27 protein-coding genes and 1 pseudogene are annotated in these 25,001 nt (G+C 33.4%); 20 read left to right on the plus strand and 8 right to left on the minus strand.

Going from position 1 to position 25,001, the window contains the following annotated elements; all coding sequences use genetic code 11:
- Positions 1–80 precede the first annotated feature (80 nt).
- On the plus strand, positions 81–2,726 hold the full coding sequence (locus LQU93_RS06610; protein WP_229933097.1) for a TonB-dependent receptor domain-containing protein: 2,646 nt from the start codon (positions 81–83) through the stop codon (positions 2,724–2,726).
- A 140-nt stretch (positions 2,727–2,866) separates the two neighbouring features.
- On the opposite strand, the gene LQU93_RS06615 is transcribed toward LQU93_RS06610, so the two are convergent.
- Positions 2,867–3,478, minus strand: coding sequence for a hypothetical protein (locus tag LQU93_RS06615; protein ID WP_229933098.1), 612 nt, complete (start codon positions 3,476–3,478; stop codon positions 2,867–2,869).
- Between the two features lie 289 nt (positions 3,479–3,767).
- On the opposite strand from LQU93_RS06615, the gene LQU93_RS06620 reads away from it, so the two are divergent.
- The 11 genes and pseudogenes from LQU93_RS06620 (at position 3,768) to LQU93_RS06670 (ending at position 11,005) form a co-directional block, all read left to right on the plus strand.
- A complete protein-coding gene (locus LQU93_RS06620) occupies positions 3,768–4,235 on the plus strand; it encodes a GNAT family N-acetyltransferase (protein ID WP_229933099.1) in 468 nt (155 codons plus the stop codon).
- 3 nt (positions 4,236–4,238) lie between these two features.
- Positions 4,239–4,793, plus strand: a pseudogene (locus LQU93_RS06625) (LemA family protein).
- Positions 4,793–5,659, plus strand: a complete 867-nt coding sequence (locus LQU93_RS06630) for a DUF3137 domain-containing protein (RefSeq protein WP_229933100.1) — start codon at positions 4,793–4,795, stop codon at positions 5,657–5,659. The pseudogene LQU93_RS06625 and the gene LQU93_RS06630 overlap by 1 nt, the downstream one beginning before the upstream one ends.
- A gap of 276 nt (positions 5,660–5,935) precedes the next feature.
- On the plus strand, positions 5,936–6,799 hold the full coding sequence (ypfJ, locus tag LQU93_RS06635) for a KPN_02809 family neutral zinc metallopeptidase (protein ID WP_229933101.1): 864 nt from the start codon (positions 5,936–5,938) through the stop codon (positions 6,797–6,799).
- Position 6,800: 1 nt separating this feature from the next.
- Positions 6,801–7,478: a response regulator transcription factor gene (locus LQU93_RS06640; protein WP_229933102.1), complete on the plus strand. Its 678-nt coding sequence runs from the start codon at positions 6,801–6,803 to the stop codon at positions 7,476–7,478.
- Positions 7,478–8,545 (plus strand): HAMP domain-containing sensor histidine kinase, encoded by a 1,068-nt coding sequence (locus LQU93_RS06645; protein ID WP_229933103.1) that lies wholly within the window; start codon positions 7,478–7,480, stop codon positions 8,543–8,545. Before LQU93_RS06640 ends, LQU93_RS06645 begins: the two co-directional genes overlap by 1 nt.
- Positions 8,546–8,838: 293 nt before the next feature.
- Positions 8,839–9,384 (plus strand): glutathione peroxidase, encoded by a 546-nt coding sequence (locus LQU93_RS06650; protein ID WP_229933104.1) that lies wholly within the window; start codon positions 8,839–8,841, stop codon positions 9,382–9,384.
- Positions 9,385–9,452: 68 nt separating this feature from the next.
- Complete coding sequence (locus LQU93_RS06655) at positions 9,453–9,605, plus strand: hypothetical protein (protein WP_229933105.1); 153 nt, start codon at positions 9,453–9,455, stop codon at positions 9,603–9,605.
- Between the two features lie 145 nt (positions 9,606–9,750).
- Positions 9,751–9,918: a nitroreductase family protein gene (locus LQU93_RS06660; protein ID WP_229933106.1), complete on the plus strand. Its 168-nt coding sequence runs from the start codon at positions 9,751–9,753 to the stop codon at positions 9,916–9,918.
- 20 nt (positions 9,919–9,938) lie between these two features.
- A complete protein-coding gene (locus LQU93_RS06665; protein WP_229933107.1) occupies positions 9,939–10,319 on the plus strand; it encodes a nitroreductase family protein in 381 nt (126 codons plus the stop codon).
- Between the two features lie 110 nt (positions 10,320–10,429).
- The gene (locus LQU93_RS06670; protein WP_229933108.1) at positions 10,430–11,005 is read left to right on the plus strand and encodes a nitroreductase family protein; all 576 of its coding nucleotides are present in this window, start codon (positions 10,430–10,432) and stop codon (positions 11,003–11,005) included.
- Positions 11,006–11,077: 72 nt separating this feature from the next.
- Here the strand turns inward: LQU93_RS06670 and LQU93_RS06675 are convergent, their stop codons facing one another.
- Positions 11,078–11,491, minus strand: a complete 414-nt coding sequence (locus LQU93_RS06675) for a hypothetical protein (protein WP_229933109.1) — start codon at positions 11,489–11,491, stop codon at positions 11,078–11,080.
- Positions 11,484–11,828, minus strand: coding sequence for an L-arabinose ABC transporter (locus LQU93_RS06680; RefSeq protein WP_229933110.1), 345 nt, complete (start codon positions 11,826–11,828; stop codon positions 11,484–11,486). Before LQU93_RS06680 ends, LQU93_RS06675 begins: the two co-directional genes overlap by 8 nt.
- Positions 11,829–11,948: 120 nt before the next feature.
- Between LQU93_RS06680 and LQU93_RS06685 the strand changes: the two genes are divergently transcribed.
- Entirely contained in the window at positions 11,949–12,464 is a 516-nt protein-coding gene (locus LQU93_RS06685; protein ID WP_229933111.1) for an ATP/GTP-binding protein, read from the plus strand.
- A 23-nt stretch (positions 12,465–12,487) separates the two neighbouring features.
- Here LQU93_RS06685 and LQU93_RS06690 read toward each other — a convergent pair whose 3' ends face one another.
- Positions 12,488–12,676 carry a hypothetical protein gene (locus LQU93_RS06690; RefSeq protein WP_229933112.1) on the minus strand — a complete coding sequence of 63 codons (189 nt, stop codon included), beginning with the start codon at positions 12,674–12,676 and terminating at the stop codon, positions 12,488–12,490.
- A 144-nt stretch (positions 12,677–12,820) separates the two neighbouring features.
- Here LQU93_RS06690 and dut point away from each other — a divergent pair, with 144 nt between their 5' ends.
- On the plus strand, positions 12,821–13,513 hold the full coding sequence (gene dut / locus LQU93_RS06695; RefSeq protein WP_229933113.1) for a dUTPase: 693 nt from the start codon (positions 12,821–12,823) through the stop codon (positions 13,511–13,513).
- Entirely contained in the window at positions 13,510–14,259 is a 750-nt protein-coding gene (locus LQU93_RS06700) for an EI24 domain-containing protein (RefSeq protein ID WP_229933114.1), read from the plus strand. The genes dut and LQU93_RS06700 overlap by 4 nt, the downstream gene beginning before the upstream one ends.
- Here LQU93_RS06700 and LQU93_RS06705 read toward each other — a convergent pair.
- Genes LQU93_RS06705 through LQU93_RS06715 form a run of 3 tightly spaced genes read right to left on the minus strand, consistent with a single transcriptional unit; the run spans position 14,240 to position 17,955 of the window.
- On the minus strand, positions 14,240–16,678 hold the full coding sequence (locus LQU93_RS06705; protein WP_229933115.1) for an efflux RND transporter permease subunit: 2,439 nt from the start codon (positions 16,676–16,678) through the stop codon (positions 14,240–14,242). The genes LQU93_RS06700 and LQU93_RS06705 overlap by 20 nt on opposite strands.
- 4 nt (positions 16,679–16,682) lie before the next feature.
- Entirely contained in the window at positions 16,683–17,264 is a 582-nt protein-coding gene (locus LQU93_RS06710) for a Tgt2/MlaC family protein (protein ID WP_229933116.1), read from the minus strand.
- A 1-nt stretch (position 17,265) separates the two neighbouring features.
- Positions 17,266–17,955 carry an MlaA family lipoprotein gene (locus LQU93_RS06715; protein ID WP_229933117.1) on the minus strand — a complete coding sequence of 230 codons (690 nt, stop codon included), beginning with the start codon at positions 17,953–17,955 and terminating at the stop codon, positions 17,266–17,268.
- Between the two features lie 215 nt (positions 17,956–18,170).
- Here LQU93_RS06715 and LQU93_RS06720 point away from each other — a divergent pair, with 215 nt between their 5' ends.
- The 5 genes from LQU93_RS06720 to LQU93_RS06740 all read left to right on the plus strand — a co-directional run bounded on the left by LQU93_RS06720 (position 18,171) and on the right by LQU93_RS06740 (position 23,034).
- The gene (locus tag LQU93_RS06720) at positions 18,171–18,941 is read left to right on the plus strand and encodes a TOBE domain-containing protein (protein ID WP_229933118.1); all 771 of its coding nucleotides are present in this window, start codon (positions 18,171–18,173) and stop codon (positions 18,939–18,941) included.
- 1 nt (position 18,942) lies between these two features.
- Complete coding sequence (gene modA / locus LQU93_RS06725) at positions 18,943–19,686, plus strand: molybdate ABC transporter substrate-binding protein (protein ID WP_229933119.1); 744 nt, start codon at positions 18,943–18,945, stop codon at positions 19,684–19,686.
- Positions 19,683–20,069 (plus strand): TOBE domain-containing protein, encoded by a 387-nt coding sequence (locus tag LQU93_RS06730; RefSeq protein ID WP_229933120.1) that lies wholly within the window; start codon positions 19,683–19,685, stop codon positions 20,067–20,069. The genes modA and LQU93_RS06730 overlap by 4 nt, the downstream gene beginning before the upstream one ends.
- Positions 20,066–20,932 carry an ABC transporter ATP-binding protein gene (locus LQU93_RS06735; protein WP_229933121.1) on the plus strand — a complete coding sequence of 289 codons (867 nt, stop codon included), beginning with the start codon at positions 20,066–20,068 and terminating at the stop codon, positions 20,930–20,932. The genes LQU93_RS06730 and LQU93_RS06735 overlap by 4 nt, the downstream gene beginning before the upstream one ends.
- 272 nt (positions 20,933–21,204) lie before the next feature.
- The gene (locus LQU93_RS06740; protein WP_229933122.1) at positions 21,205–23,034 is read left to right on the plus strand and encodes an autotransporter outer membrane beta-barrel domain-containing protein; all 1,830 of its coding nucleotides are present in this window, start codon (positions 21,205–21,207) and stop codon (positions 23,032–23,034) included.
- 767 nt (positions 23,035–23,801) lie between these two features.
- Here the strand turns inward: LQU93_RS06740 and LQU93_RS06745 are convergent.
- On the minus strand, positions 23,802–24,998 hold the full coding sequence (locus LQU93_RS06745; RefSeq protein ID WP_229933123.1) for an ABC transporter permease: 1,197 nt from the start codon (positions 24,996–24,998) through the stop codon (positions 23,802–23,804).
- Between the last annotated feature and the right edge of the window lie 3 nt (positions 24,999–25,001).

The following is a 25,001-nucleotide window of genomic DNA, read 5'->3' on the forward strand; positions in this document are numbered from 1 at the left end:
ATTAAGATTATATTAATTAAATATTGATATTATTATAAAAATATTAATAGTAATAATTATATTAGGAGGCTAGATGAGTTATGAATAATTTTATTAAGTTTGGTGTTGGCGTATCGCTAATAACAACACTACAAGCGGCACAAGATGTTGCTCTTGATGGTATAAACGTAGAGCATAAACTACAAAAGGAGAGCAAAAAGGTCTATAAACAAGCAGGTGCATTAAGTGCTAGAGATGATGTCGCAACATCCACAAAAAGCATTGATAATATCATTCGCTCAGTTCCAGGAGCATTTACAAATATCGATAAATCATCAGGCAGTGTTTCGGCAAACATCCGTGGTATGAGTGAATTTGGCAGGGTAAATACGATGGTTGATGGTGTTACTCAGACATTTTTTTCAACATCTTCTGATAACAGCAATAAAGCAGGTGGCACATCGCAATTTGGAGCAAATGTCGATCCAAGCTTTATTAGCACAGTCGCAATCCAGCGTGGTAGCTTTAAGGGTAGCGGTGGTGCAAATTCCTTAATGGGTGCAGTTGATTTTAAAACAATTGGCATTAATGATATCATACAAGATGGCAAAGATTTTGGCTTTATGGGTAGAATTTTAGGTGGCAAGAACGCAACTGGACCAAATTATATGGGTGCCTTTGCTGCAAAGCATAATTTTGAGAACGGTTCGCAAATAGGCTTTTTATATGGATATAGCATTAGGAAAATTTCTCAAAATTATAATGTCGGTGGCAAGGTAAATATAAAAGATGTGGATAAAGATGATCAAGAAAAGCTAATCCAACAAGCCTGCACTGGTGGTATGTTTCCATCGGAGAGTAGAAAGTGTGAAAACGAGTATCGTCAGACGCTAAATCGTATACCGTTTGAGCCAGAAAAACTTAAAAATAAACCAACAAGTAATCTAGCAAAGATAGAGTATCTAGATGATTACAACGCTTTAACGCTTCAGTATCGAGATCTTAAAACATCAATTGCTGGTAGGGATATTATAAACAATAACTATCAGATAAACTACAATCTAAACAACGATAAAAACATCGATATAAATTTGTTATTTGCCAATAATATCGGCAAACAAAAATACTACAAAGGTTCAAAATTTAATAGCAAAGAGATAATAGCTGACCTTGAGAGTAAAAATGAGTCAAAAACGTTTGATATAAGCCAGACATTTACCAATGAACTTGCCTTTGATACCGAGCTTACGACGACTTTTGGTATGAATTTGTTGCGCAATTCATATAAGAAAAATCGTCATCCACGCGAACTTGCCTATCACTTTGAAAATGGAGAGCCAAACAGCATAGATGAGTGTCCAGAAAGAGGAAACGACTCTACGGAATTTACCAAATGCACCTTTCATAGCACCAAATCAAATGCTTTTCAGCCAGATGGCAACCAAAAGATAAAGACACTTTATTTAGACAATACATTTAGCAATGACTTTTATACGCTAAATTTTAACATAAACAGGCAACGCTATCAGTTTGATGGCAAGGTTTATAGTAGGTTTGGAAAACGTAATGGCGACATACAAAAACCTATAGGTAAATACAATGGCGGAAAGATATATGGCGATAGTCTGGCTAAAAGATACTTAGATGAGTTTGGGCTAGAAGTGGCAAAAAAGTATTGTAAATTTGAGCCTGATGAAGATAATGCTGGTGACGGAGATGATATGTATATGCTAGAAGATTGCAAACAAGCGGATCTAGCTATAATAAGAGGCAACGAGGGGCAACTAAATAACTATTCGCTTAGTTTTTCGGTAAATTTTCACGATCTTTTTGTTCCGTTTGTGACATACTCTAAAACACATCGCATACCAAATATAAAAGAGGTGTATTTTTCAGAGATTGGAGATTTAGCAGTTAGGACCGACCTTAAACCAGAACGTGCTAGAACGGTTGAATATGGCTTTAACTCTTATAAAGAAGGACTATTTGGCAAAAGTGATATTTTGGGATTTAAGATGCTATTTTATGATACAAAAATACAAGATTATATAATCAACGCAAAACGCGAGTGCAATAACGAGTCGATTTATACATGCTACCCACACATCACACACTTAAACTATCCAAAGGATGTAAATATCAGGGGCTTGGAGCTTGAGCTAAGCTATGATATAGGGTTTTTCTATGCAAATTTAGCTTACGCTAGACAAAAGACAAATCAGCCTAGCTCATACTCTGATGCAAGTCATAAAGTAAATGCAAGTGCTTCAAAAGATGTGTATTTGCAAGGGTTTGGATTAAGCAAAGTCTCCATGCTACCAAAAGACTACGGCTCACTTGATATAGGAACTAGGTTGTTTGGACAAAAATTTACCATAGGAACAACGGCAAAATACTACGGCAAATCCAAACGTGCAAAGATAGAAAAAGCCTATGGAGACGTGATAATCCCTGATGTTTATGCGTCTAAGTGGAACAATAAAAGCAAGATGAGAATAAGCGGCACTGAAGACATCAAGGCACAGCCGGTGATATTTGATTTTTACGTTATTTTTGAACCAAGTAAAAATTTCATGATAAAAGGCGAGATACAAAATTTCTTTGACAAAAGATATGTCGATCCGCTTGATTCAAACAACGACTCAGCATCGCAAACTCACTTTATAATGGGTATTGGCAACACTCCTACGTTAAACAACTATTCACGTGGGCGAACTGCTGTAGTAAGCTTGGTGTATAAATATTAAGCACTTTTTAATAATTATTGTAAAGCCTAGCAGTAAAACTGTCGTGGCTTTACTTTAGTGCTATTTTGGCATGGATTGCTAAGTATAAAGTTTAAACGTGTAAAATGTATAAAAGATGGGACAAAACTGTCCCATAGAAGTTAAAATTTGTAGTTATAGCCTAGATATAAACCAAAATTTCTAGCATTTGCGTCTTTGAATTTTACGTTTTCACCTTTAAAGCCAAACTCAATCTCATTGTGCATATCAAGCTCATAAAGTCCGCCTAGTTTTATCCCTGTAATAAGACCACTTGCATTTTTTGAACCTGTAGCAACGATTTTGCCAGTAGAATCTTTTAGCGCCGTATTAGACTTAGCATAAGATACGCCCATATATCCACCAACAACAGCTTTAAATCCGCTTACGATCTCAGGCGTCCAATCTACTCCACCTACGATGTTGTGGCTTTTCCACTCGATTTTTAAATTCTCTGTTGGTTGTGCGTTAGATTTAGATGTTTTATCTTTCTTTGCCTTTGTGCCATACACATAAGCTCCATATGCTCTAAAGCTATCAAAATCATAACCAGCTTTTATCCCAAACTCCGCATTTTTATCATCAAATTTGCCAAATTTTCCTTTTTGCTCTGATTTATCTGGCTTGATTTGGCTTTTGAAGTTGTATGCACCACTAACGCCGACAAAAGCACCATCTGCAAACGCTATACTGCCTAGCAAAGATGATGCGATTAAAATTTTAGAAATTTTCATTTTCTCTCCTTTTGTTAAAATAAAAGTCCAGATTTTACTACTAATTTGTTTAATTTTTGTTTAAATAAAGTTATTGTGTATATCTTTTAGGTAAAATATATCAAACTTTGTGCTATTAATTTATCTAAAAGAGAGTATTAGATAATATTTATGAGTTACTGATGTGCCTTAAAAAAGATAGTTATTTATTAAAACAAAAGAGTTTGATAAATATGTAGGTGTTAAATCGATAAAATCGTAAAGATTTCAAAACACAAAGCGTGAGCTAAAAATCATACAAAGGATAAAAATGATACGAAAAGCCGAGAAAAAGGACGCATTTGAAATAATTAAGCTAATAAAAGAGTTAGCAGAATATGAGGTGCTACTAGATGAAGTTAATATCGATGAGGAGCTGTTTATAAAGCACTTGTTTGATCTTAAACTTGCCAATGCTTTAGTTGTTGTAGAAGATGATAAAGTAGTCGCTTATGCACTGTATTTTCACTCATTTTCTACATTTTTAGGTCGTGCAGGAGTGTATTTAGAAGATTTGTATGTCAAACCAGAATATAGGCAAAAAGGCATAGGATTAAATCTCATAAAAGAACTAGCAAAGATTTGTCAAGAACAAGGATTTGGGCGACTTGAGTGGGAGTGTCTTGACTGGAATGAGCCAAGTGTTAAATTTTATGAAAGCATTAAAGCAAAGCGTCAAAGTGGATGGATAAAATTTAGAATGACAAAAGATGAAATTTCTACTCTTGTAAAAGGATAAAAAATGAGCAATTTTGTGTTAGGCGTTGCGATAGTATTGTTGATTATAGCTATATGGGGCATTAATACTTACAATACTTTCATTGCAAAGAAAAATCAAGTAAAAAACATAAGAGCTGGAGTTGATACTCAGCTAAAAAAACGCTACGATTTGATACCAAATTTAGTTGCTAGTGTAAAAGAGTATATGACGCATGAGCGTGAAACCCTTAGCAAGATTACTAAACTAAGATCAAATGCAATTAACGGCGATGATGATTTTAAATTAAATAACGAAATTTCTAAACTACTTAGTGGCATTAGGGTTGCTGTTGAGGCGTATCCGGAGCTAAAAGCAAATGAAAATTTTATCCATTTGCAAAAAAGTCTAAATGAGATTGAATAGCAACTAAATGCTGCAAGACGTGCGTATAACGGCTCTGTAATGGATTTAAACAACTATATTCAAATGTTTCCTACTAGCATAATTGCAAAGATGTTTAATTTTACAAAAGAGCAGTTTTTTCATGCAAGTGAAATTGAGAGAGAAAATCCAAATTTAAAAGAACTGTTTAAATAATGCTTAAACTAGAGAATGAAAGACAACGCATACTCTTTCGTTTAAAATTGCTTAAAATTTTAATGTTTTTGGGTTTGGTTGCGTGTGTTTATATTTGTCAAGTGCGTTATATTGATAAAATAATGATGGTTTTTGTTGGCTATGTCTTTATCTGCATTATTTTGTATAGCATTGCAAAAACTAAACTTAGTAAAAGCATAGTAGTAAATTTCAAAGACGAAATAATCTTAAATATCATAAATGAGCTAAGTGCCACGCTTACTTATGATAAATCAGGATATATAAATCAAGATGAGTTTGATAGATGCCAGATATATCCAGACAAGTTAAAGCGTTATAGCGGAAATGATTTAATAAGTGGCACACAAAGCGGTGTTAATATTAGACTAAGCGATATTTATGCAACAAAACAGATACAAACTAATAACAAAAGCAAAGAAATTGTCGTTTTTAAGGGGATTTTTGCGATATGTGAATTTAATAAAAAAATCCGTTTTAAAACATATATTATCGATAAAAAGGCTAAAATTTTTATCTCTGATAAAAGTAGGGCATATATGGATGACAGTGAGTTTGAAGCTAAATTTAATGTATATTGCACTGATCAAATTGATGCTAGATATATACTTACTCCTCGTTTTATGCAAGATTTCATTAAACTTAAAAATGAGTTTAAATGCATTGTAAATGCTTGTTTTATGGATAATAGGATGTATTTGTTTTTAGAACTTAATAAGGATAGTTTTGAGATTAGACTTGACATTAAAATAAGCGAAGAAAATATCAAAATATACAAAAATGAGATAGAGCAAATCTTAAATATAGTTGAAATTTTAAGACTAAATGATGATATGTTTATTAAATAATAATATCGTTTAAAAGATGCAATTAGGTAGTTATAATTTTGTCATAATGATATGATATGTGATTTGAAAAATTGTGCATTCGTTAATAGCGGTTTTGTGGTCTTTAAGCTACACTTTTAACATACTAAAATACTTACATAAATTTATTTGCTATCTTGTCAGGCTAAGCGGTATATTTTTAATATTTAAAGCTAAAAGTGTAAATGTAAGCTTTCTTAAATTTAGATAATTTTACAATAAATACGCTAAAATATCATAAAATTTTAAGGAATAAATATGAGATGGCGAGATAGCAGACGAAGCTCAAATATTGAAGATAGGCGTAGTGGTGGGGGATTTGGCTCAGGTCGTATCGGCTCACTTTTGCCTATCATCCGTTTTTTGCTAGGCTCAAATATCGGTCGTGTTGTACTCGGTTTGGGTGTAGTGGCGTATTTTATGGGGTATAATCCACTTGCACTTTTAGATCTTGACATGTCACAGACTTCCTCGCAAGTCCAGATCGCTCAAAATGAACAAGAAAATGAGAGATTTGCCTTTGTTTCGGCGGTCTTAGCCCAAACAGAAGATGTGTGGAGTAAAATTTTTAAAGATCATGGGGCGACTTACGTAGAGCCAAATTTGGTTGTTTTTAGGGAACAAGTTAGAAGTGCTTGTGGATTTGCAAGCTCTCAAAGTGGTCCATTTTACTGCCCAGCAGATCATAAGGTGTATCTAGATCTTAGCTTTTTTGATGAGCTTGCTAAGGTGTATAAGGCTAGTGGTGACTTTGCACAAGCTTATGTGATAGCTCATGAGATTGGTCACCATGTGCAAAATTTAAGCGGCACTTTAGATAAAATCCAGCAGTTAAAGGCTCGTTCTGGCAATATTATAGAGCAAAATGCCCTGCAGGTGCGTGTCGAGCTTCAGGCTGACTGCTATGCTGGAATTTGGGCTAAGCATATAAATTCGCGTCTTGAAGATGGTGATATACAAGAGGCTTTAAATGCCGCGAGTGCCATCGGTGATGATACTTTACAACGAAAATTCCAAGGTCATGTAGTGCCTGACTCTTTTACTCATGGTAGTTCAAAACAACGCATGCAGTGGTTTAAAAAGGGTTTTTTAAGCGGTAAGATCGAGGCGTGTGCGTTTTAAGATGTTTAGTATTTTACTTGTTGAAGATGATGAAATTTTAAGCACGATTATACGCGACAAACTGCGTCTTGAAGGCTTTAATGTAAGTGTAGCAAACAACGGCAAAAACGCACTTGCCGCACTTGAAAGCTCTCATTTTGATCTAGTTATAACCGATGTGATGATGCCACAAATGGATGGCTTTGAGCTTAGCCGCCAGATACGAAAATATGAAAAAAACAAGCCGATTTTAATGATTACCGCAAAAAGCGAGATAGAGGATATGCAAACGGGCTTTGGTAGCGGTGCTGATGATTATATGAGTAAGCCTATAAATTTAAAAGAGCTGGTTTTAAGGGTAAATGCCTTGCTAAGAAGGGCAAAAATCGCAAATGAAAAAGAGCTTGTGATGGGTGGCACAAAGCTTGATTTTAACGCACTTAGTGTGAGCGAAAACGGCGTAAAAATCGAGCTTGCACCAAAGGAGTTTTATCTTTTGTTTTTGCTACTTTCAAACGAGGGTAAAATTTTCACTCGCTTTGAGATAATGCAAGAAATTTGGGGCTTTGAAAGCGATAGCGATGAGCGAGTTGTCGATACTCACATCAAAAAACTTCGTGCAAAATTTGAAAAAAACAGCGACTTTGAGATAGCAACGGTGCGTGGGCTTGGCTATAAAGCGGTAAAAAAAGAGGCGTGATGAGAAAGTATTATGTAAGCTTAAAAACTTATGTAGCGGCGTTTAGTTCGCTTGCTTTTGGCTTTTTTAGTGTGATTTCTTGCCTTATTATTTGGGGGATTTTTTATCATATTTTTGGCAAGGATCTAAGCTTTTATAGTGCACTTTTACTTAGCGTTTTAAGCTCTATTTTGGCAATTGGGCTAAATTTTACTCTGCTTTATTTTGGTATGAAATTTCTAATTAGACCCATAAAACGCATAAAAGACACGATAGATGCCGTGGCAAATGGTGATTTTAGTGCAAGGGCTGAGCGAAAAGTGCATAAAAATCTAAGCAACTATGTCTATATGCACGAGCTAGACGAGGTCATCGTAAATTTAAACAAGATGGCACAGCACCTAGAGCTTAATCAAAACTTACAAAAAGAGTTCATCTCAAATGTCTCGCACGAGATCAAAACGCCGATTTTTAGCATCGCTGGGCTTAGTGAGCTAATGCTTGAAAACCCCGCACAAAACGCACACTACGCCGCTCTTATAAACAAAGAGGCAAACCGATTAAACCGCCTTTGCGAGAACTTGCTAAAACTAGCAAGACTTGATAACTCAAGCATCGTAAAGCTTGATGAGATGGTGCAAGTCGATGAACAGCTAAGATCTAGCGTGATATTTCTAACGCAAAAGTATCCAAACCGTGAGTTCGTGCTAAGCTTAAACAAAGCAAACACGCTAAGCAACGCACCACTTTTAGCACAAATTTGGCAAAATTTGATAGAAAACGCCATAAAATACTCACCTGAAGATAAGCCCATAGAGATATCTTGCAAGGTAGAAAAAAGCGAGATAGAGGTTATCATAAAAGATCAGGGTATCGGCATAGAGGCTAAGAAAATCGATAAAATTTTTGATAGATTTTATCAGTGCGAGGAGTCACACTCAGATCTTGGAAGCGGACTAGGGCTTAGCATAGTGGCTAAAATTTCACAGCTTTTAAGCGTAAAAATAGATGTAAAAAGTAAGCAAAATTTTGGCACTCAATTTATCTTAAAAATACCAAAAAAGACACATTCAGGACACAAAAGCTAGATATAATTTGCCTATAAAACAAAAAAGGATATGAGATGTCAGATGTAATTTCAAAAATTGCGTATTCGTTGATGGCGGTTTTGTGGGCTTCAGTAGCAGCTGCACTTTTAACATACTAAAGATACACTTTTGGTTATGCTATTTTCTAACTATCTTGTTTTTTGGCTATATGGATGTCAAGGCGAAAAAGCATGGAGCATAAAAAAGCAAGGGCGATACATTTTAGTTGTACGCTAGTTATTTGCGTGCTTTTTGATAACTTACACTACTAGTGTATTATTTTAGGAGAGAAAATGAGTATTTATGACATAAATGTTTTGACAAACAAGGGCGAGTGTAAAAGTATGAGCGAGTATAAAGACAAGGTTATCTTAATCGCAAATACCGCTAGTAAATGCGGTTTTACGGACCAATACACGCAGCTTGAAGAGTTAAATAAGGAATTTAAGGATAAAGGGCTTTGCGTGTTAGGATTTCCAAGTGATAATTTTGCAAATCAAGAGCCAGATGATGATGAAAATATCGCTAAAAATTGTCAGTTAAATTTTGGCGTGACATTTGAGCTGTTTAAAAAGGGCGATGTGAGAGGCGAAAATGCCATAGAGCTTTTTAAGTATTTAACACAAAAGCAAGGATTTAAGGGCTTTGATAAGGCTCATCCACTCTCGCAAAAGCTTGAGGCTTCTTTGGCTGAAAATTTCCCAGAAATCTTGCAAGGCGATGGCGTGAAGTGGAATTTTACAAAATTTATCGTGGATAGAAACGGCGAAGTTGTGGCTAGATTTGAGCCGACGGCTGATTTTGCAAAGATTAAAGAGTGTATAAAGAGCTTGATTTGATAAATTTAAATTTGATCGATGATGGGCGAGAGTTTTGATTTTCCGGATTTTGTTAAAAAGTAAAAGGCGTGGATTACGGCATAGATGGGCTTTTTGTGCATAGAAAGCATACGCCAAGCAAAACGATTTATTTTGTTAAAGCACAAAAAGAGGTAAAATTTCCTCGCCATAGTCATAAAGCACAATTTACAAGCGTTTTGTCAGGCTCTTGCACACTTTAGATAAATGGCGAGTGCAAAACCTATAAAAAGGGCGATATATACATAATCCCAGCTGATACCTTGCATCAGATCACGCTTCATGCGGGATATGACGAGATGGATTATGTAAAGATCTAAATGACGGCGAGTATTAAAGGGAGAGAGAATGAATTTAGTAGAAGCTATGCAAAAACGCATAAGTTTGCGTGATTTTACAGACTATATGCCAAGCAAGGAGGAGATTGATGCGATTTTGGAAGCTATTTATCACGCTCCAGTCGTGTTTATGAGTAAAATACCCACATTAGCGTTATTACCGATAAGGCGGTCTTAAAACAGCTTGATGAGCTTGGTGTGAGTCGTTATGGAAAACCACTAAATATCAGCAGTGTTTTATACAATGCACCAGTTTACATCGTGATCTCAGCACCACTTGTAAGCGAAGTGCCAGAAGCGTTTAAGGACGCGATAGATCTTGATTTTTGTAACCGAAGCTTGGCTTGGACGATAGGCACGATGGTGCAAAATATCCAGCTTAGAGCGACTGATCTTGGGCTTGCGAGTTGCCCTGTAAATGGCACTGTCGCAGGGCTTATACATGATAAAGAACTATCGCAAAAGATAAGCATACCGCAGGGCTACACACCGCTAACATCTGTCGTGATCGGTAAGAGTAAGACGCCTTATGAGGTTCGTGAAGCACGAAAAGATAACTATCTAGTAAGCTTTGTTTAAGCGTAAATTTGTCTTTATGGCAAGGCGTGATGGTTGCGATGAGAAGTTAAAATTTTAAGTAAAGAAAAATTTAAATTACACTACAATACTAAAAATTTAAAGGAGAAAAGATGAAGCTACTAGAAGCTATGCAAAAACGCCAAAGTGTGCGTAAATTTAGCGATGAGTTGCCAAGCTCTGAAGAGATAGAAGCGGTTTTAGAAGCCGGATATCTAGCACCTGCACTTTTTACCACGAAAGACGCTCACATTAGTGTTATTACAAACAAGGAGCTTTTAGCCGAGCTTGACGCGGCGGCATCGCGAAAATTTGGAGCTACGCTTGATATGCTTGGCGTAAAAAATACGCTTTATGACGCACCTGTTTATATACTTATCTCTGGAAAATTAGTAGATGAGTTGCCAAAGGGATTTGAGTTTTTAAAGCTTGAAAATATCCATAGAAATGTTTATTGGGCGATGGGTTCTGTCATGCAAAATATGCAGCTTCGTGCTGCGTCTTTAGGGCTTAGCTCATGCCTTATAAACACAGTCGTGGTTACGCTTTTTGATGAACCAGAGCTTGCTAAAAAAGCTGGTATCCCTGATGGCTACTCACCACTTTGCTCTATCGTGCTTGGCAAGAGTGACGCCGAGTTTTATCCACGCACACCTAAAAAAGAGCATTATCAAATAAGCTATATTTAATCTCACGCCCCATATTTGTATGGGGTTTAAACTACTGCGATTTAAAAAAAATAATAAACTTGATTGATAAAACTAAAGTTTTTCATTTTCCCAGATAATTTTTTTACCAAAACCAAGCGTGTTATCTGTGTATTTTATCCACTTTATTTTACATGCCCAAAGTGTTGGGTTTAGAGTTTTTGAGAAGGCAAAAGCCCTGTAATAGCACTCTTTTTGTATCTCATTTGCACTATTTACTATGCCTAAAATTTGAACGCCTTGTATTTTTGCGACTTTTAGCGTATTTAGTGCTATCGTGGCACTAACTTTTGGCGTGGATAAAAATGCTTTTGTGTGAGTTGTGTTTGTGTCACTAGCAAAAATTATACTCTTAGTATCATCATCATAAGCATAAAATGCACTAAAAGAGTATGGCAGATTTTTGTGTAAAACGCAAATTGAAGCTAGATGTTGTGAGTGTAGAAATTTGCTAATTTTTTCATGCATACGCTACTCTTACAAACTCTAAAATTTCAGTAAAATTTTGACCTATAATATAAAATAATATACCCCAAAAAATGGCTATCAAAATCTCTATAATTAAAAATTTATCAAATTTTTTAGCAATATAAAAATAGCCAATAATCATCATTAAAAAACCACCAATTAAACTAAAATAGTGTAGAGTTTGTGGCTTAAAATACTCTGGAAGTTTGTTTGAAAAATATAATAAAAGCATTGTAATACTTAGTAAATTTGCAAGTATAAAATAGTAAAGCAAAGCTGGATATAATGGGAAAAATTTATGCAAAAAAATACTTGCAAATGTTATAAAAAACAGCATTAAAACCCTGATACCAAAACAACACATATAAATTTCCTTAAATTTTGTAGATATTTTAGCCTTAAAGTGCTTAATATTTTTGAAATTTTGCCGATTATAGTAAAATCAAGGAGAAATAAAATGCAAGTAAAAAATCTTTTTAATGCAAATCTTAATTCATTGGATTTTTCTTTTAAAACAAGCACTGGCGATAAGATAAACTTATCAATGTATGATAATAAAAGCGTGAGCTATAATAGTGCTAAAACGCAAAACTCAAGCGTTAGTGTTATGACATTAACACACGAATATGGTTATAATTTTAGTTATGAAGGCAATGGTTTGGATGCAAATGACATAGCTGAGATAAACGAGGCGTTAAAGACTATACAACCGCAAATTGATGAATTTATGAAAAACATTAATGAAGGATTTAGCTACTCAAATCAAGAGATAGTAAATTTAGCAAATAGTATGAAAAAAGAGCTTCCTAGTCCAAAAGACTTAAATCACGCAAATGCAATAGCGGATAAAACTCTAAAACTGTTTGATGAATTATTAAAGCAACATAAAGCAAATCAAGAGCTACTAAACAAGAGTAATAAATTATTTGAAAATTTATTAAATCAGACTCATAAATTTTCATTTTATGTCTAAAGAGGGCTTTTAAAGCCCTTGTTTTACGCTTCTTCGGCGATCTCTTCGTTGGATTTTACAACCATGCCTGAGCCGTGAATCACACTTGGGATACAGCTTGTGCATATATCAACTTCTTGGTTGTTTTTGTGTGCATGGATAAATACAGCGTTTTGATCGTCTATACTTTTTAGTCCGCATACGTTACAGATTACGACATTGTCTTTTTTCATTTTGTGTCCTTTGATATATTTGAAATTTTAAACTACGCTAAAATTTTATAAAATTATACTAAAATCTAAAAAATTTTAGATGACTTACATCAATTATTTATAAAATTTTTGATAAAATTACAGGTTTTTACAAAAGGATAATATATGCAATATAAAAATTTAATACTTGATATGCTAAACATGCAACAAAGTCTAAATGACGAAACAAACGGGGCTGGTTGGGAAAATGGCTATACAAACAAAAATAAATTAATAAACTGGAAAAGATGTATTTATATGGAGTGTGCTGAGCTTATTGATAGTTTTGCATGGAAGCACTGGAAGGCTATATCATCACCGACTGATGAACAAAATTTACGCATCGAAATTGTTGATATATGGCACTTTGTTATGAGTTTAATGCTTAGTCATTATCATGTAAATGGACTTGGAGGCATAGAAAAACTAAGTGATGATATCGCTATATCAAATGGATTTGAAGCGTTTTGCAAAGAGCCGTTTGTGGTCGCAAATGAGAGTATGTATGAGATTATAAATGACATTGAAATGCTTATAAATCGTTGTAGTGGCTTTGATGCTGATGTTTATGAGATACTTAAAATTTACTTTACCATTGCGTTAAAGTGCGGCGTAAATATACAAAGTCTATATGAGTGCTATGTTGTAAAAAATGTACTAAATCGTTTTAGGCAAAATAACGGATACAAAGAGGGAGTATATAAAAAAATATGGCAAGGACGTGAAGATAACGTCGTAATAAGTGAAATATTGGCAAATGGTGTCAGCGGCATGGATGAGATATATGCCTTGCTTGAAGCGGAGTATAAAAAAGCGTGATTGAAATTTTTAGTATTAGTTTAAGAGATTTTTGGACTAAAAAATTTATTAAATTAACTATAATGCCACTTATATTAAGTATTTTATTGCTTGGTTTTGCAGTGGCATTTAGTGCTTCATCGGTCAGCGAAGCACTAATTGGTGTGATTCAAACAGGTGATTTTGGATATTTTAATTTAAGCGATAATGAGATATTTAAAATAGTTGTTTCTAGTGCGATTTTAAAGTGGTTTATGGCATCTATTTTTTATCTATTTGGTGCTTATTTGGTGCTTATTGTAAGCGTTTTTGTGGCACTATTTGTGGTTGGATTTTTTACACCATTGGTAGTAAAAGAGATAAACGCAAGGCACTACGGACTGGATTTAAGCGATTTGCCAAGCACTGCTTTTGTAATGCGTAAAATGATCGTTGAAATTTTTAAATTTTTAGGCATTTTGGTTGTAAGTTTGCCATTTTTGGTTTTGCCATTTTTAAATTTTATTGCTATTTCGGTGCCATTTTTTTATCTGTATTATAAATTTTTACTAATAGACGTTGCTTCGAATGTGCTTAATGATATAAAATTTCGTCTTGCATTGCTAGAAGGTGGCACGATGGCATTTTCTGTTTCGTGCTTAGTATTTTATATTCTTTGTTTAGTGCCTTTTGTTGGATTGTTTTTTCAGTTATTTTTTATAATATTTCTTACGCATTTACTATTTTATAAATACCATAAAGTTAGCCCTAAACTCCAAGAGTTTTAATAACTCTTGGAAGGACAATTAGGGCTGAGCTAAGCATTAATGCCATAACTAAAAGTGTTAGCAAACCAAAATAAATTGTTGGTATAAAATTACTACTAACCATTACGCTAAAGCCCAAAATCACGGCAAAAGATGTGTAATACATGGCGTATCCGATACTAGCATGGCTATTTTTTATGCTTGTGTTAATATCGTGCGTGTGGCGTTCGTGTTTATAGCGATGCAAATAGTGTATGATATCATCAACGCCTATGCCTATGCTTATAGCAGCTATTGTGACGCTCATCACATCGAGTGCTATGCCAAAAATACCCATTATCCCAAACAAAACACAAAGTGGTATGATGTTTGTAGTGATTGCAATTAGTGCTATTTTTATGCTTTTAAATACTATGCAAAATAGCACAAAAAGCACAGCTATACTAATACTAAAACTATTAATCTGTGAAGCAACTAAATTTTGCAAAACGTTATTGTATAGCACCAGCATACCAGATACACTAGCACTTGCATTTTCATTTTTTAAAAGTTCGTTTAGGTCATTTTGCAGCTTTTTAATAAACTCATCTCTTCTTAATCTCTCGTCGCTATCAACTACACGAATACTAAATCGCAATTCATTATCGTCTATGCTTACATATGGGCTTAAAATAATATTTTTGTATTCATTTGGAAGTTTTTCATACATTGCCGAAAGTAAAAAATCATCAACTTCGCCATTATTTAGCTCTTTTATCACTTTTATTAGCGTTGCTAGTGAGCTTACGTTTCCAATAAAATTTTGTTCTTTTAAATAATCATGAACTTTTAATGCAATCCTTGTTCGGTAGCTATTAAAAAAATACTTCTTTGAGTCTGCTTCGTTTTGAAACTCGCTTTCAAACTCGTCCATCTCTTGCGTCAAGACTTTGTCTTGAACTTCATTAAATTTTACTATTACATCAAGCGGAATAGTTCCTCCAAGCTCGTTATCTATAACCTCCATGCCACTGCGTATATCGGTATCTTTTTTAAAGTATCCAATAAAGCTATTTTCGACTTTAAGCTGAGAAATCCCATATATCCCAAAAGCTATTAAAAAAGCACAAGCACCATATATAAGCCATCTGTCTTTTATGGCAAATTTAGCACAAAATTTCGTAAAGCTAAAGCTATTTTCAAAGCTATTTTTTGGTGCAAGTTTTGGTAATAGCGTAACAACCGAGCCAAATATCAAAAATGCTAAAATTAGCGAAACAGCAATACCAGAACTCATCATTATACCAAGCATTATAACAGGCTTAATATCCGCACTCATAAGTGAAGTAAAACCAATAATCGTCGTAAATATCGCCCAAAATGATGGATTTGCTTTATCTTTAAGTGTTAGATAAACTAGTTGTTTTTGACTGTATCGTTGATATTTTATGTAAAATTCTCTATAAGATACAATTAAATGTATCGCAACGGAGATTGAGATTATTAAAACAAGCGAGACAAAATTTGATGATATGACTGTTATTTCCCAGTTAAATAAGCCAAATATCCCCATTGAAAATACTAAGCTAAGCACACATATACTAATTGCAAGAGCAACCCAGCGAATTTGCCTAAAAAATAGCCATAAACTAATTGCAAGCAATACTGCAACACTAAACCCATATGTGCTAAGGTCATTTTTAACAAAGCTAACCATATCGTCAGCGATCATAGTTGCACCGCCTAAAAATAGTGCATTTTGCTCTGAATTGTATTTTTTAATTGTGTTTTTTATCTTTTGTAAATTTTCATGCTCTTTTTTTCTTAATTCATCGCGGTAGTTTTTAAACTCAGTTTTTACCGAAGCAAATTTTGTAATTTCATCGGCACTAAGTGTTTTATTTACCTCTTTTTGCGATAGTAAATTTCGCTCATTTAGTAGTGCTTCATACTTTTTGTCTGATTTTAAATTTAGCACGATTGCCGTAGTTTTTAAGTCGCTACTAACAAGATTGTTTGAATAAATTGGACTTGTTTTTAGCTCATTTTTGACCACTTCTAAATCAAGATCGTCATCTTTTAGCGTTGGAGTGTGGTTTAATATCCCACTTAACCCACCCTTTACGCTTTGAAGTAGCGGAATATTTAGTATAGATATGACATTTTCAATCATATCGTTTTTGGATAGTTCGTCGCTTATTTTTTGTATCATTTTAAGCGAATCAGGCGACAATAAATCAGAATTTGGCGTGTATGTAACGACTAAGAAATTTGGCGAAACATAGCGACTTGCAACATCTCGCCAAACAGCCAAATCAGGATCATTTTGTAGTAAAAGCGTCTCAGATGACGCATCTATCTCAAGTTTTGTGGCATAATATGCAAAAAACAAAGATGATATAAGCACAAAACTTAAGACTATCTTTGGAAAATTGACAATAAATTTAAATAATCGTTTCAATTATCTACTTTTGACTTGATTCGTTTAATTTTGCCATGAGTGTTGTAAAATCAGCACTCTCAAGCATATCGGCAAATTGACTTCTGTATGTTTGCATGATACTTACGCCTATTATATCTATATCATATATCAGCCAACCACGCTCTTTTGCATCGTAAAATTTAAATACAAACTCATATGATTTGCCATCACTAATAAGCTCTCCATTTAAAAAATAGCGTCTTGGTTGTGGTTCGTTTGCATCTTTTATATGTATTTTTTCGCCAGAGTAACTTTTGATTTTATCGATATATGAGTTTTTTAACTTTATCTCAAATGCTTTGCTAAACTCATCTTGTTCTTCTTTGCTTAGTGAGTTAAAGCGTTTGCCTAAGCTTATTTTTGCCATCTGCTTGTAGTCAAACATCGGATCAAATATCTTAAAAAGATTGTTTAGTTTTGTATCTTCATCGATCTCTTTTTTAGCTAAAATTTCTAGTGCCTCGTTTATTTTTATACTTACATTTTGCTTAATTTCATCTTTATCTAAGCCAAATAGGCTAATGCAAAATAGCGATAAAATAGTTAAAAATTTAAAAATTTTCATTTTATTCCTTTATTAGATAATCTCGTCTTTGCTCATACGCATCGCGTAAAAATGGATACAGCTCAATTGCGTCTTTTTTAAACTCAGAGTATGGAATTTCAAGTGAGTAATCATTTAGCATACTAAAAGCATTTAACCCCATGCTTAACTCGCTTGGCTTAACATAGCTAAGCGGATTAGTAAAGTAGTCAGCAACGCCACCAATTGTATCTCTGAAATTTGATGGTCCAAGGATTGGCCAAACTATATGAAAACCACTTCCAAAGCCCCAATGTCCGAGTGTTTGCCCAAAATCTTCATCGTGTTTTTCAAGTCCATAGTGCTTACTTGCCACGTCGCTAACACCAGCAAAACCGACTATCGTGTTTGCTACAAACCTAAGCGTCTCCTCTCCTGCATTTTTAAATTTAAACTGAAGCAGATTATTAACTAATCTAATTGGATACATGAGATTGTCAAAAACATTATAAAAAGCTGTCCTGTATGGTGTTGGCACTACGTGTTTATAGCCTTTTATAACTGGTTCAAATGCGTATTCATACACTACATCATTGACGTTTGTCATGATTTTGTTATATCCACTTATCGGATCATATATCTCGTTTTTATCGCTAAATTCGCTATCAAAATCATCTATTTGATCTGCAAAACCAAGTGTCATAGCAAACAAAAACGCTAATAAAAATCTCATTTTTACTCCTTTGTTGTAAATTTATAATTATACCTTTTGTAAAATAAATTTAAAATATAATCATATAGTATATCCAATGCTTTAATTAAATATTTCATATACTTTAAATAGGCTAAAACGGCTTGATAAAATTAAATTTAATGAAATGTAATAATTAAGCGAGTTTATATATATAATTAATTATACTTGTGAAATTAATTTTATTTATTTAAGGAATGTTTTTGAGAGCAGATGTAAGTTTGGAGTTGCTTTTGGGCGAGGGTGTGCAGGTTGTAGGGCGTCATATTGATTTATTAAAAGCTGTTGATAAAACAAAATCAATCACCAAAGCAGCAAATGAGGTTGGGATATCATATAAAAATGCATGGGATACGCTTGACATAATCAATAACAAAAGCGAAAAACCGCTGATATCACGCACAAGTGGCAATAAAAAAAATAGCGGTTCAGAGCTAACCGAATATGGCAAAAAGATGATACAAACATTTGAAAATCTACAAAATTTACAGCGTGAGTATCTAGCAAATGTGGCTAAAAATTTTGATATAAACAGCTTGGATATCAAAAATTTAAATAGATTAAGTTTAAATCTAAGTGCTAGAAATCAGTTAAATTGTGAAATTTGTGAGATAAATGAGGGTGTGTTAAAATCGCAAATCATAGCTAGATTAAATGGAGGTGAAAAAATAGTAGCAACTATAACAAAACAGAGTCAAATAAGCCTTGGTTTGGCGGTTGGGATGAGTGTTGTTTTTATCTTTAAAGCACCTAGTGTTAGCTTAAAAGAGCCTAGCAAAGATGGGCTGGTAGGCGAAGTAAGTGAGGTAAAAATAGGTAAAGACGATGCCGAAATAACACTAAACTTAAGCGGAGATCAGAGCATAACCGCAGTGACAAGCAAAGACGAGGCGTTTGATTTAAGAGTAAGTGTAGGGGAGAGATACGAGATACTCATAGATAAAACAGATATTATCATAGGAGTATAAAATGAAAAAAATTTTAACAATGTTGGCATTATGTGTAGTTATGGCAATTGGTGGGGAGGTTGTTGTGTTTGCAGCGGCAAATACGACTTATGCTTTTAATGAATTAATTCAAAAATATTCTCAAATCGCACCACAAACTAAGATAAAATTAAGCTTGGGTGCTAGTGGCGGACTTGTAACTCAGATACAAAATGGAGCACCAGCTGATGTGTTTATGGCGGCAAATATGGATTTTGCACATAAATTATATGAGAGTGGTTTTGCACTAAAGGCACCAGTTGTTTATGCACAAGGAGCGTTGGCGATATTTAGCATAAGAGATATTAAGCTAAATGCCAACTTAAAAGACTTAGAAGCTACAAAATCACTATCGATTGCCAATCCAGATATCGCACCATATGGCAAAGCTAGTATTGAAGCGTTAAAAAATGCAAATGAGTATGATAAGCTTAAGGATAAAATCATAATCACGCAAAAAATTTCAGAAACACTCTCACAAGCATTAAGTGCTGCTGATGTCGGCTTTATCGCAGCTAGTGCGATGTATGATGAAAAGATGAGCAAATACAAAGAGGGTGAAAATTTTGTGTTGGTTGATCAAAGTTTATACACACCAATTGATCAAGGCATCGTGCTAACAAAAAAAGGCGAAAGCAACCAGGAAGCAAAGGTCTTTTATGAGTTTATATTAAGCGATGACGCCAAAGAGATATTTAAAAAATATGGTTATAACACACCAAAATGATTAGAGCAAAAGTAAAAAGTATAGATGTTAAAGACGGCGTTAGCTTAGTCGTCTTTAACGCCAATAACACGCATCTTGTGATGCTAAGCTTAGAAAACATAGCACTTAAAATAGATCAAGACGTGATGTTAAATGCCAAAAGCTCAGATGTGTTTGTTGCTAAAAGTAGTATAAAAAATAGTTCAATCAATAATGAATTAAAATGCAAAATCACAAACATAAGATTTGGAGAAATTTTATCTGTTTTAAGTCTAGATTTTGATGGTGAAATTTTACAAAGCATGATAACAACAAGATCAGCTTTAACACTTAATCTAAAGCAAGATGATGAAATTTTTGTATATATTAAATCTACATCACTTTATATAAGCGAAATTTTATGATTAAGATAGACATCAAAAAGCGTTTAAATGGTGCTAATGGCGAGTTTGTGTTAAATGCAAATTTACAGATAAATAGGGGCGAGTTTGTATGTTTGTATGGCAAAAGTGGAAGTGGCAAAACCACGATACTAAGACTTTTAGCTGGATTTGAGACGCCAGATAGTGGTGAGATAGTTGTAAATGGAGTGAAGTTTTACTCAGGCTCAAAATCACTACCACCGCAAAAGCGAAATATCGGATATCTTTTTCAAGATTATGCGTTATTTGATAATATGAGTGTTTATAAAAATTTGCTTTATGCCAAAAACGACACAAAAAAAGCCGATGAGTTGCTATATAAGATGGATTTGGCTTTGCTTAAAAATGCAAAGATACAAAAGCTTTCAGGCGGACAAAAGCAACGCGTAGCATTGGCTAGGGCGTTAATGCGTGATCCTGAAATTTTGCTACTTGATGAGCCGCTATCTGCTCTTGATATTAAAACACGTGAAAATTTACAAGAGTATCTAGCAAAAATTCATGCCCAGCACAACATAAGCATCATATTAGTAAGCCATGATGTCGCTGAGATATATCGCTTGTGTGAGCGTGTTTATGTTGTTGATGATGGCAAAATACAAAGTGCTTTAAGCCCAAAAGAGCTGTTTTTAAAACAACTTGGTTCGCAAAAATTAGCATTTAATGCTAAAATTTTAGAGCTTAACGAAAGTGATAGCGTGAGTGTGGCGATAGTGCTAGTTGCTAATCAATTATGTAAGGTAGTGCTAAGTCAAACGGAAGCAGACGGACTTAGAGTGGGTGATGATGTAATGCTTAGTGCAAAGGCGTTTGCTATGAGTCTTAAAAAATTAAGTAAGTTTTAATATAAGTTTGCATTTTGTATTATACTAAAATTTGCACTCTTTTGCTTTCACGCAAATATTTTGGAATTTTGTTTAGTTGCTAAATTTTGGTTGTTTTGTGAAATTTTATATATTTTAGCAACTCTTGCAACTTTTTACTATACTTTCTAAATGTAAAATTTAAAATCAAATATCTATATTACATAAGTTGAAAATTTTTAATTTATTTGCAAAAAATTAAAAATTTTGTTATACTTACGGGTTTATTATAAAAAATTTTTAAGGATGAATTTATGATAAGATTTTCAAAGATAGCTTGCGTGATAATTGGCACACTATACAGCATGAACGTTTATGCACAAGATGTTGCAGGTGTTGCAACAGATAGAAATAGAATAGAAGCCCAGAAGCAATTCATTTCTATTAAAAATACACTTCAAGAAGCCAAGAATGACTATGAAAGTAAAATACAAAATTATAACAAATTAAAAACAGAAAACGAGAAGTATAAATCATACTTTTACGAATTGGCTGGTATTGGATTGCTTGATAATTTAAACTCTAATCCTAAAGAGATACTTCAAAATCTTAAAGAACAACTTGATAAGGTAAGTAAATTTCAAGAAATTAAGGAAGGCGAAAAAGAAAAGGTTAAAGAGTTAAATGAATTAATGACTGAAATAAACTCATCGATATTTCAAAATAACGATTTATTGACTTTATTAAAAGTATATTCAAAGGATGACAAACAAATAGACAAAGATAGCGTAGAGGCAATAAATCACTCATTAAAACAAATACAGCATGCAGCCAATGATAAAATACAAAAATTTCTAACTGATGCAAATATTGATAAAACAAGCGAGATTTTTCAAAAGTATAAAGATACATATGAAAAGTATACAAAAGCAGAAAAAGAGACTGAAAAAATACAAGAGACTATAAAAGATTTTCAAAGGCAATTAGATGAGCTTAACAAGAGATTAAAAGATCTTGGCGTATTTGCAAATGCAAAAAATAAGCAAGAGCAACAAGTCTATGAAGCTATGCATAATATCGGTGGCAAATCAGATATACCAGATCAAGACATTGTAGAGGTTGCGGATTCTTTACAAGAGATAAGCAATACTTCGCACAAAAACACATCAACCAAAATTTCCAAACTAAACTCACAGCTTTCTACAAAAACACGTCTTGCAAAGCTTTCAAATCCATATAATAACAATCTAGCTATAGCTTACGCTATAAACAACTTAAAAGACGAAGCTTTTGCTGATAGTGGCGATACTTTAAACTCCGTGTTTAAAGAGTATACAAATAGATTTAATTATGATAACAACCTATGGGCAAATGTCCTTGGTGCAAAAGCTAATTTAAGTAGTGGTCAAAATGCCAAAATGCATGGCTTTAGTATCGGTTACGATAAGGCGTTTGATGATACTATAGTGGGCACATTTGCAACGATATCAAAATCTAAACAAACAAGCAACAGGCTAGAAAATAGGGCAAATAACTATGAATTTGGTGTTTATGCAAGGCAATTTTTAAACAGTCATGAAATAGATGTAAAGACATCATTTGGCGTATCTAAAAATAAACTTAATCGTAATGTAATATTAACAAATAGTGCATTAAGGACTAACGGCAGATTTACGTCTAAATTTGTATCGTTTGATTTGGATTATGGTTATTTGTTTGAGTTGGGACAGAGTGCTTTTGCTAAACCAAATTTGGGATTATCGTATTTGTGGCTAAGAAATTCTCAACTAAAAGAGAGTGGAGATCTCCCTGTAGTAGTGAGATCCAACAACTACAAAGAGTTATCTTTAAATTTAGGCGTTGAGATTAGAAAATATGTAGCAGATGGTAGCTATTTTTATCTAAATCCTGGTTTTTCTCAAGAAATTTACAAATCACAAGATGATACTGTTATAAACTTTATAGGTTCAAACAATAAAATAATCTTTGACAAAGACAACGATAAAAAGGGCTATTTTACACTTCAAACTGGTGCAGAATTTAGCATAACAACTTCGCTATCTACAAATATAAACTTTGGTTTTAAAGCAAGAGATGAAGAAAAATACTACACTGGTACAATTGGCGTAAGATATAAATTTTAACCAAATCTTAGGTGGCAAAACCACCTAAGATAGATGATTTTGTAAAATTTAGTGCAAAACTTAACGTAAATTTATAAAAATATCAGTTTTAAGTATAACTAAAGCTATAAATCCATACTAAAAACCTGCAAGGGCTGTTTATGGTAATAAATTGTTGGCTAAGCTTATAATTTATTGTTTGTATAATTGCCTTATGTTTTTAAAACTGTCTTTCTTAAATAAAAGAGTAACAGTAACAAATCAAGTGTTTTTGTATTAGTAAAAATGCTTTAAAATTCTTTAAATTTAGCCTTTTAAATCATTAACAATAAATATGCAATGAAGTTTATATATTTGTTTAAATGAGTCAGAAAGAGCTAAAAGACTTACAAATATTTTTAAAAATCTATCTAGCTCTTTTTATTGTCTAGTTTATTTTGCTTATCTTTTTAAATTTAAAAGATTTTGGATTATAAGTGTTTTGTTTATGCTAAATAGTATGCTTTGTTTTTGTCTTAAATAGTTTTTATTTTGTTGTTTTTTGGCTTGAAAACCGCTTTTTGATTTTGCTACACTATTGTGTTTGTTGCTATTTTACGTTATGTTGTTTTGTCATGTTTTATTATTAAGCTAAAATTGCTTTTAATCTTTGTTGTAACAATCAAAATTTTAATTATGTTTTTGGTCAAGTTTAATAAATATTTTTTTAAAAATATTTGAGTTTTAATCTGAAATTTTACTACATAAATATGCTCTAGTTTGCTACTTTATCGATGAGTTGGTGGCAACTACTCGTTTCTAAGTGTATTTAATACGTCTATTTGTGTTGCCTTTTTGGCTGGATAAAATGACGAAAACGCAACTATTAATATAGCTCCAATAACTATCATGACAAAATCAGCAATAGAAAGCTCCATCGGTAGTTTTGAGCTTCCATATACGTCTGCTGGAAGATTTACAATGTTGAAATTTGATAGTAGCCATACGCCAAAAAGCCCTAAGATAATGCCAAAAATTATGCCACTCCCACCAATTACAATACCCTGCATAAAAAAGCTTTTTTTAATCTCGCTTTTTGTCGCACCCAGTGCTAAAAGCAAGGCTATTTCTTGGCGACGATTCATTACGGTCATTAAAAGTGAGCTTATGATATTTAGCGATGCAACTAAAATAATTAGCATTAATACTATAAATAAAGCACGTTTTTCAAGCTGTAGTGCCGAGAAAAAGTTGCCGTTTTGTTGCCACCATCCTATCGCTCGTAGTCCCATTGGAAGTGCTTCTTGAAGTGAGCTTATATCATCAAATGGATTTTTTGAATACACATGCACGCCATCATAGTGATTTGGTTGATAATCTAAAATTTTAGCAAGTGCTTGAATGCTTGTGTAGCTATAAGCCTTGTCATAGGCGATAAGTCCTGAGCTAAAGCTTGTTTTTATGTCAAATCTTTTCATTTTTGGTATCAGTGCAAATCCGCTCGGATCAGCCTTAGTAAATATTAGTGTAACTTTTTCGTTTTCTGATAGAGCAAGTTCGTTTTTTAATCCTTGTCCTATTAAAATTTCGTAGTCTTTTAGCTCGGTATCTTTTAAAGCATCGTTGATGACTGAGTTTATTTGTTTCTCATCTGATGATTTTATGCCAAATATTACACCACCTTCTAAATTATTTGTGCCTTTTACGATAACTTGCGTTGAAATAAATGGACTAAATTTAAGATGTTGAAAATTATTTTTTAAATTCTCTACTAGTTCATCATTTATGTTTCCTTTAAATGGTGACATTATTGTAATTGGATAATTCATAGTAAATAGTTTTCTTTCAAATTCTTTATCAAAACCATTCATTATCGCCATTGCAACTATAAGCACCATAAGTCCAACACTAACACCCAAAAACGCAAGCACAGCACTAAGTGTAATAAATGGCTGTGTTTTATCAAAGCGTAGATATTTAAAAAGCAAATATTTTGCTAAATTCATTCC

Origin of the sequence: Campylobacter majalis (genome assembly GCF_905120465.1) — a bacterium.
Taxonomy (GTDB): domain Bacteria; phylum Campylobacterota; class Campylobacteria; order Campylobacterales; family Campylobacteraceae; genus Campylobacter_A; species Campylobacter_A majalis.

What these genes read in the sequence shown, in the direction of transcription:
- LQU93_RS06610 (WP_229933097.1), top strand. Translation starts at nt 81, where the DNA reads ATGAATAATTTTATTAAGTTTGGTGTTGGCGTATCGCTAATAACAACA.
- LQU93_RS06615 (WP_229933098.1), bottom strand. Translation starts at nt 3,478, where the DNA reads ATGAAAATTTCTAAAATTTTAATCGCATCATCTTTGCTAGGCAGTATA.
- LQU93_RS06620 (WP_229933099.1), top strand. Translation starts at nt 3,768, where the DNA reads ATGATACGAAAAGCCGAGAAAAAGGACGCATTTGAAATAATTAAGCTA.
- LQU93_RS06630 (WP_229933100.1), top strand. Translation starts at nt 4,793, where the DNA reads ATGCTTAAACTAGAGAATGAAAGACAACGCATACTCTTTCGTTTAAAA.
- ypfJ (WP_229933101.1), top strand. Translation starts at nt 5,936, where the DNA reads ATGAGATGGCGAGATAGCAGACGAAGCTCAAATATTGAAGATAGGCGT.
- LQU93_RS06640 (WP_229933102.1), top strand. Translation starts at nt 6,801, where the DNA reads ATGTTTAGTATTTTACTTGTTGAAGATGATGAAATTTTAAGCACGATT.
- LQU93_RS06645 (WP_229933103.1), top strand. Translation starts at nt 7,478, where the DNA reads ATGAGAAAGTATTATGTAAGCTTAAAAACTTATGTAGCGGCGTTTAGT.
- LQU93_RS06650 (WP_229933104.1), top strand. Translation starts at nt 8,839, where the DNA reads ATGAGTATTTATGACATAAATGTTTTGACAAACAAGGGCGAGTGTAAA.
- LQU93_RS06660 (WP_229933106.1), top strand. Translation starts at nt 9,751, where the DNA reads ATGAATTTAGTAGAAGCTATGCAAAAACGCATAAGTTTGCGTGATTTT.
- LQU93_RS06670 (WP_229933108.1), top strand. Translation starts at nt 10,430, where the DNA reads ATGAAGCTACTAGAAGCTATGCAAAAACGCCAAAGTGTGCGTAAATTT.
- LQU93_RS06675 (WP_229933109.1), bottom strand. Translation starts at nt 11,491, where the DNA reads ATGCATGAAAAAATTAGCAAATTTCTACACTCACAACATCTAGCTTCA.
- LQU93_RS06680 (WP_229933110.1), bottom strand. Translation starts at nt 11,828, where the DNA reads ATGCTGTTTTTTATAACATTTGCAAGTATTTTTTTGCATAAATTTTTC.
- LQU93_RS06685 (WP_229933111.1), top strand. Translation starts at nt 11,949, where the DNA reads ATGCAAGTAAAAAATCTTTTTAATGCAAATCTTAATTCATTGGATTTT.
- LQU93_RS06690 (WP_229933112.1), bottom strand. Translation starts at nt 12,676, where the DNA reads ATGAAAAAAGACAATGTCGTAATCTGTAACGTATGCGGACTAAAAAGT.
- dut (WP_229933113.1), top strand. Translation starts at nt 12,821, where the DNA reads ATGCAATATAAAAATTTAATACTTGATATGCTAAACATGCAACAAAGT.
- LQU93_RS06710 (WP_229933116.1), bottom strand. Translation starts at nt 17,264, where the DNA reads ATGAAAATTTTTAAATTTTTAACTATTTTATCGCTATTTTGCATTAGC.
- LQU93_RS06715 (WP_229933117.1), bottom strand. Translation starts at nt 17,955, where the DNA reads ATGAGATTTTTATTAGCGTTTTTGTTTGCTATGACACTTGGTTTTGCA.
- LQU93_RS06720 (WP_229933118.1), top strand. Translation starts at nt 18,171, where the DNA reads ATGTTTTTGAGAGCAGATGTAAGTTTGGAGTTGCTTTTGGGCGAGGGT.
- modA (WP_229933119.1), top strand. Translation starts at nt 18,943, where the DNA reads ATGAAAAAAATTTTAACAATGTTGGCATTATGTGTAGTTATGGCAATT.
- LQU93_RS06730 (WP_229933120.1), top strand. Translation starts at nt 19,683, where the DNA reads ATGATTAGAGCAAAAGTAAAAAGTATAGATGTTAAAGACGGCGTTAGC.
- LQU93_RS06735 (WP_229933121.1), top strand. Translation starts at nt 20,066, where the DNA reads ATGATTAAGATAGACATCAAAAAGCGTTTAAATGGTGCTAATGGCGAG.
- LQU93_RS06740 (WP_229933122.1), top strand. Translation starts at nt 21,205, where the DNA reads ATGATAAGATTTTCAAAGATAGCTTGCGTGATAATTGGCACACTATAC.
- LQU93_RS06745 (WP_229933123.1), bottom strand. Translation starts at nt 24,998, where the DNA reads ATGAATTTAGCAAAATATTTGCTTTTTAAATATCTACGCTTTGATAAA.